Origin of the sequence: Lacihabitans soyangensis (genome assembly GCF_024343775.1) — a bacterium.
Classification (GTDB): Bacteria; Bacteroidota; Bacteroidia; order Cytophagales; family Spirosomataceae; genus Leadbetterella; species Leadbetterella soyangensis.
Map to the genome: position 1 here is coordinate 1 of NZ_RJUF01000065.1, position 5,776 is coordinate 5,776.

The following is a 5,776-nucleotide window of genomic DNA, read 5'->3' on the forward strand; positions in this document are numbered from 1 at the left end:
ATTGTAAAATACCACGTGTAAAAACTGTTGAGAATAAGGTTGAACAAGTCTCAGTACCGTGGGCACGGGAAGGTAGTGGTTTTACACTTCTGTTTGAGGCATTTAGTATGTTGTTAATAGAGCAAGAAATGCCAGTCAACAAGGTAGGCAAAGTGATTGGAGTTTACCCCAATCGCATCTGGAATATCTTTAATTATTGGCTTGGAATTGCTTATTGTGGTGCAGATCATAGTGATATTTCAACATTGGGAATAGACGAGACAAGTTCTAAAAAGGGGCATGATTATATAACCGTTGCGGTGGATATGAAAACTTCAAGGGTAGTACATGCAACTGAGGGCAAGGGAGCAGACACCATTACGAAAATAGCTGATTATCTGGAAACTAAAGGTACCCAGAGACAGAATATCAAGCAAGTTTGTATAGACTTATCACCCTCTTTTATCAGTGGTGTGGAGTCAGAATTTTCAAATGCTCAAATAGTATTTGATAGGTATCATGTCAAAGCACTCTTGAATAAAAGTATGGACGACTTAAGAAAACAAGAACTAAAGAATCACCTAATGCTAAAAGGGCAAAAGTATTTGTTTCTCAAAAATGACAAAAACATGACGGCTTCTCAAAAAACACAGAGAGATATGTCACTAGAGGCATTACCCAGATTAGGTGCGGCTTATCGTTTAAAAATACTATTTGACGACTTTTGGTCTATTAAATCGCCTCAAGAAGCTCAAGGGTTTTTAGCCTATTGGTGTGATATGGTAAAAGAGGCAATGATACCTCAATTTGAGAAATTTGCAGACACCGTAATCAAACATTGGAAAGGAATTACAAACTATTCTAAATACCATATTTCAAACGGAATTTTAGAAGGTATTAATAGTAAAATCCAATTGGCTAAAGCTAGGGCTCGTGGATACAGAAATAAAAACAATTTTATCAGTATGATTTACTTCATTGCTGCTAAACTCAAATTCAAGTACCCACTCTATTCAGCATAGAGCCAATAAAGTTATCCCAAATTACCTCTTCTTTTTGAGTTGGAATTTGTCCAGCTGCATTTATCTTAAATTCTGCTGTCACTTCTTGACCTATTATCTCAATATAGATTTCGGATTTCCATTTTAATGGGTTAAATGTCCCCAAATTTGTTAAAATGGAACCCCGTTTAAACCATAATTTTCTACCTTCGCAGTCGCTTTTTAGAACTTCGAAACCTAACTTCTTAAAATATTCGATCGTTTTTCCAACCAAGTATAAAGGCTCTCAAATGTTAATCTTTATTTGCCTAGTAATCGAAGTCATTCCTTATTTTTTGGTTGGGTCAAATCCATACATAAAGATATTCAAATGTCCACCAGAACTTTCAAGTCCAACAATATCCATTAGTTCTTCGAAATAGTAACAAACCCTTTCTCGGTCTCCCGTGTCGAGTTTTAAATAGAGGTCAGCAAATCTATCAAGTCCGATTTTAATTGCGTTTTGATATTCTTTGTCTGTCGCATTTCCTTTCTCTGAAAGTCTTTTAAAGTCATCTGCAGCAAGATTGATTTTTTCCGTCAAGTTAGGTTTTAGTTTCGGGTCGCCTATTCCTGTATAAAATAGTTTATCGTCTTTTATAAACTTTTCTTTGTTTTTGAACTGTTCAAATTTTGGAATTGCGTTTTCAGGAGTTTTTATTTGTCCTTGTCCACTTGCTGTGAAAAGTAATAAAGTCAGTCCGATTAATAAGTTTAAATTTTGTTTCACGATAGTTTATTAAAATGCCCTATAATAATTATGTTTACGCAAAATCTTTTCTATGTTGAGGAAATATCGAAAGCATTTAAATTGAATATTTTGATAATTATTTGATGCTGAGACTGATATGTAAAGAAAGACAATTGAGTAAGCATATTGTTCATTTCCCTTTGTGTTTCAAGTTTCTCAAAGATAATTTAATTTCCTTTCTATCCAAAACATTTGGTTTTGGTTCAACTGTCTACCAAATCTTCATTAAGCGGATTTTTCCTGAAGAAGGTTTATAAACCAAAAAATCCAGCCGAAGCTGGATTTCTTAAATATCTAAAAATAAGCAATTTTACGAATGAATCGCCCTATTCTCTGTGGCAGCCAGACATGCTTCTTTCATGGCTTCTAGGTAGGTCGGGTGGGCGTGAGATATTCTGGAGATGTCTTCGGCTGAAGCTCTGAACTCCATGGCCGTTACGGCTTCACCAATCATATCGGCCGCTCTGGCACCTATGATGTGTACGCCCAATATCTCGTCTGTGTTTTTATCTGCCAATACTTTTACCAAACCGTCCACATCGCCACTGGCTGTTGCTCTTCCCAATGCTTTGAATGGGAAAGAACCTGATTTGTAGGCAACACCGGCAGCTTTTAGTTCTTCCTCGGTTTTACCCACTGCAGCCACTTCTGGCCAAGTATATACTACACCTGGTATCAGGTTGTAGTTGATGTGTGGTTTTTGTCCTGCTATAGTTTCGGCCACAAAAACGCCTTCTTCTTCGGCTTTGTGGGCCAACATGGCACCTCTTACCACGTCGCCAATGGCATAAATATTCGGCACGTTGGTTTGTAGTGTATGCTCGTTTACCAATACTTTTCCTCTTTCGGTAGCTACACCTACTGCCTCAAGGTTAAGATTGTCCACATATGGCCTTCTGCCAATACTTACCAAGCAATAATCGCCCAATATCTCTACTTTTTTACCGTCTTTGTCCTCAGCGGTTATTTTTACTTCTTTACCGAGGTTTTCTATCAAACTCACTTTGGTGTTGAAATAGAATTCCGCACCCAGTTTCTTGATAGATTTTTGAAGTTCTTTGCCCATGGTTTTGTCCATAGTAGGTATCATGCCGTCTGCAAACTCCACAAAAGTAACTTTAGAGCCCAATCGTGCATACACCGAACCCAACTCCGCTCCTATCACGCCAGCACCTATCACCACCAAATGTTTCGGTAGTTCTTGTAGTTTCAAGGCTTCGGTAGAAGTAATGATACGGGTTTTGTCATAATTCATGAAAGGCAAAATGGTAGGCTTAGACCCCGTAGCAATGATGATGTTTTTGCCCGTGATTTGCTCCTCAGAACCATCTTCTTTGGCAATTTTGATGGTGTTTTTGTCTACAAAAGAACCAAAACCATTTTTGACATCAATCTTGTTTTTTTTCATCAAATACGTGATGCCGTCGTTCATTTTCTTCACTACGCCACCTTTTCTTTCAATCATTTTCGAAAGATCGGCTTTTACTTTTCCTGTGGTGATACCATGCTCTTCAAAATGGTGAACTGCATTGTAATAATGCTCCGAGGAGTCAAGAAGTGCCTTGGAAGGAATACAGCCTACGTTGAGGCAAGTTCCGCCCATGGCATTGTATTTTTCAATAATGGCAGTTTTGAACCCCAACTGGGAACATCTAATGGCGGCCACATATCCACCGGGGCCTGATCCGATTACTACTACGTCGTATTGCATATCTTTCTATCTTTAAAATCTTAATAAAATTACTGAAGTTTCAGTTTAATACCTTACCTAAAAACGAACTTTATGTGCCTTGCCAGGCGGGCATTCTTTTTTTTTGCGGCTCGCCGCCCGTTCAAAAAAGAACCAAAAAAAACATTTTCTGAGCAAAGTCCTCTGAAAAATTTCGATTTTGGCATTCTAGATGTAAAAAAAATGGAGGTTCGAAATTTTACAACGGACTGCACAGAAATTATAAGGAACAAATACTATTTATATTTCATTTCGCCAATCACTAAAAGTCAATACGCTATTGTTTCAATTAACTATAAATAACTGATAGTAAAATTTTTAAACCAAGTCCGAAAACTAAGTAAAATTAAAAAAAAGGCATCACTAAGATGCCTATTCATTATTTTACACTTGAAGAAGCATTCTCATTGGATCTTCTAACAGTTGTTTTACTCTTACCAAAAATCCTACTGAATCTTTACCATCTATCGTACGGTGGTCGTAAGAAAGAGCCACATACATGATTGGTCTGATTTCGACCGAACCGTTGATGGCCACTGGACGCTCAACGATATTGTGCATACCCAATATAGCCGACTGTGGAGCATTGATAATAGGCGTAGAAAGCATTGAACCGAAGATTCCACCATTGGTAATGGTGAATGTTCCGCCGGTCATTTCGTCTACTGTCAATTTATTGTCTCTGGCTTTCAAGGCCAATCTCACCACTTCGCTTTCTATTTGAGCAAATGACATTTTTTCGGCATTTCTGATTACCGGCACCACCAAGCCTCTTGGAGCTGAAACCGCTATAGAAATGTCTGTAAAATCATTGTAAACTACTTCGTCACCGTCTATAAATGCGTTTACAACAGGGAATTCCTGCAAGGCAATAGAACAAGCCTTGGTAAAGAACGACATAAAACCAAGACCAACACCATGTGTATCTTTGAATTTGTCCTTGTATTGTTTTCTTAGGTCCATGATAGGCTTCATGTCCACTTCGTTGAAAGTGGTCAACATAGCAGTTTCGTTTTTCACTGCTACCAATCTTCTCGAAATAGTCTTGCGAAGCGAAGTCATTTTTTCTCTTCTCGAACCTCTTTCTTCTTTGGCTACAGCTAGCTCAGCCACCTTTGGTGCCGATGTTGCCACTGGAGCAGAAGCAACTGGTGCTGGAGAGGCCTTTTGAGCATCTTCTTTAGTGATTCTGCCACCCACACCTGAGCCACTTACCTGATCGGCAGTTAGGCCTTTTTCAGCCATCACTTTAGCAGCTGCCGGAGATGGATGTCCTTCGGCATAAGTTCCGCCAGTTGCAGCTGGAGCTACTGCTAGTGTTTCCACTGCTGGAGCTGCAATTGGAGCAGCCACAGCTCCTCCAACCGTTACAGATGCCAACACACCGCCGATGGCCACTACGCTACCTTCTTCAGCAATGATGTTGAGTGTACCTGCAAATGGAGAAGGCAATTCAAAAGTCGCCTTATCTGACTCTAATTCACATATAATTTCGTCCAAGCCTACTGTTTCTCCTGATTTTTTCACCCAGCTTGCGATGGTTACTTCAGTGATAGACTCACCAACAGTAGGAACTTTTATGTCCAAAGTTTCGGTTTTTACCTCGCTAACAGGCGTAGCAACTGCCACTGGGGCAGCAACCTCGGCAGGAGCAGTCTCAACTTTCGGAGCCGCCGCCACAGCACCTTGTGGTTCAATAGAACAAATAGCAGCACCTATTTTGAGGGTATCGCCTTCTTTTCCGATAATGCGAAGAATACCGTCAGCCTCAGCTGGCAACTCAAACGTCGCTTTATCAGACTCCAGCTCACATATAACTTCGTCCATTTTTACAAAATCCCCATCCTTTTTTACCCAAGCAGCTATGGTAACCTCTGTTACTGATTCGCCTACCGAAGGTACTTTCATGTCAATAGCCATAATTAATTCAATTGGAATGCTTTTTCTAAAATTTTACTTTGAATATCGTTGTGATTCTTGGTATAACCTGTTGCCGGTGAAGCACTAAGTTTTCTCGAAATCACGTCATCAATACCGCCAGGGAACTCCCGAACTATGAATGACCAATATCCCATATTTAACGGTTCTTCTTGAACCCAAATCTTTTCTGCCTTACTGTATTTAGCCAGTTCGTTTTCAATTTTTGTTTTCGGGAAAGGATACAATTGCTCCACTCTTATGATAGCAATATCCTCTCTCTTATCGTCTAGTCTTCTCTTGTGAAGATCATAATATATTTTACCACTACACAACAACACTTTTCTAACTTTCTTAGGG

At 39.3% G+C, this 5,776-nt stretch carries 5 protein-coding genes and 1 pseudogene; 1 reads left to right on the plus strand and 5 read right to left on the minus strand.

Features of this window, described 5'->3' with window-relative positions; genetic code table 11:
• A partial coding sequence (locus tag EGI31_RS14100; RefSeq protein WP_255035273.1) for an ISL3 family transposase occupies positions 1–1,001 on the plus strand: 1,001 nt, incomplete at its 5' end.
• Here the strand turns inward: EGI31_RS14100 and EGI31_RS14105 are convergent.
• The 5 genes and pseudogenes from EGI31_RS14105 to EGI31_RS14125 form a co-directional block, all read right to left on the minus strand.
• Positions 976–1,146 (minus strand): hypothetical protein, encoded by a 171-nt coding sequence (locus EGI31_RS14105; protein ID WP_255037865.1) that lies wholly within the window; start codon positions 1,144–1,146, stop codon positions 976–978. The two genes, EGI31_RS14100 and EGI31_RS14105, sit on opposite strands and share 26 nt — an antisense overlap.
• Positions 1,147–1,308: 162 nt before the next feature.
• Positions 1,309–1,749: a DUF4844 domain-containing protein gene (locus EGI31_RS14110; RefSeq protein ID WP_255037866.1), complete on the minus strand. Its 441-nt coding sequence runs from the start codon at positions 1,747–1,749 to the stop codon at positions 1,309–1,311.
• Between the two features lie 331 nt (positions 1,750–2,080).
• Positions 2,081–3,481, minus strand: a complete 1,401-nt coding sequence (gene lpdA / locus EGI31_RS14115) for a dihydrolipoyl dehydrogenase (RefSeq protein ID WP_255037867.1) — start codon at positions 3,479–3,481, stop codon at positions 2,081–2,083.
• A 402-nt stretch (positions 3,482–3,883) separates the two neighbouring features.
• A complete protein-coding gene (odhB, locus tag EGI31_RS14120) occupies positions 3,884–5,419 on the minus strand; it encodes a 2-oxoglutarate dehydrogenase complex dihydrolipoyllysine-residue succinyltransferase (protein ID WP_255037868.1) in 1,536 nt (511 codons plus the stop codon).
• 2 nt (positions 5,420–5,421) lie between these two features.
• Positions 5,422–5,776, minus strand: a pseudogene (locus EGI31_RS14125) (2-oxoglutarate dehydrogenase E1 component); the annotation flags it as partial.

Bases quoted from the DNA above. Each gene is read 5' to 3' on its own strand.
- lpdA (WP_255037867.1), bottom strand. From the start codon at position 3,481: ATGCAATACGACGTAGTAGTAATCGGATCAGGCCCCGGTGGATATGTG.
- odhB (WP_255037868.1), bottom strand. From the start codon at position 5,419: ATGGCTATTGACATGAAAGTACCTTCGGTAGGCGAATCAGTAACAGAG.